1 protein-coding gene is annotated in these 970 nt (G+C 58.7%); it reads left to right on the top strand.

Annotated elements, in window-relative coordinates; all coding sequences use genetic code 11:
• A partial coding sequence (locus M8370_RS23390; protein ID WP_250021871.1) for an Ig-like domain-containing protein occupies window positions 1–970 on the top strand: 970 nt, incomplete at both ends.

The following is a 970-nucleotide window of genomic DNA, read 5'->3' as shown; positions in this document are numbered from 1 at the left end:
TGTGGGCGACAAGCAGGGGCCGGTAGGTCCAGGCGACACCACCGACGATCAGTCCCCGACCCTGAGCGGCGAAGCCGAGCCGGGCAGCGTGGTGGACATCTACGATAACGACGAGAAGATCGGTTCCGTCATCGTTGATGACGAAGGTAAATGGTCCTATACGCCAGATAAGCCTCTGGCTAAAGGCGATCATGAGATCACCACTACCGTGACCGATCCGTCTGGCAACACCAGTGAACCGTCTCCGGGGATCTCCTTCACCGTCGACCCGGATCCAAACCAGGTGACCGTGGGTGAAGTGGTGGATGATCAGGGGCCGATCGTGGGCAACCTGAAGCCAGGCACCGTGACCGATGACGCACGTCCTGAACTGAGCGGTAAAGGTAAGCCAGGCAGCACCGTGACCATCATGGATGGCGACGATGTACTGGGCTCCACCGTGGTGGATCCGGACGGCAACTGGACCTTCACTCCTGAACAGGATCTGGCCGATGGCGATCACAGCCTGACCGTGATTTCCAAAGACCCGGCCGGAAACGACGTGACCTCTCCGTCCTTTGATATCTCTGTCGATACCGTGGCACCGGAAAAACCGGTTATTGGTGTTGCGACTGATGACGTCGGCTCCAGCCGTGGCGATCTGAGCAACGGTAGCACCACCGATGATGCGAACCCAACCTTTAAAGGTTCCGCAGAGCCGGGCAGCCGTGTCGATATCTATGATAACGGGGAGCTGATTGGTTCTACCATGGTGGACGAAAATGGCGGCTGGCAATTTACGCCAACCACCGCGCTGCCAGAGGGTGAGCACCATATCACCACCACCGCAACGGATGAAGCGGGCAACACCGGTCCGGAATCAGATGATTTTGTACTGATCACCGACTACACCGCGCCTGACGCGAGCAAAGTGGCGATCACCGAAGTCTATGACGACGTGAACACCGCAGGCGTGATTGCCTCCGGCGGG

Source organism: Enterobacter cloacae complex sp. OE43NF (assembly GCF_023544405.1).
GTDB lineage: Bacteria > Pseudomonadota > Gammaproteobacteria > Enterobacterales > Enterobacteriaceae > Enterobacter > Enterobacter cloacae.
This window is presented reverse-complemented; position numbering and strand designations above follow the sequence as displayed.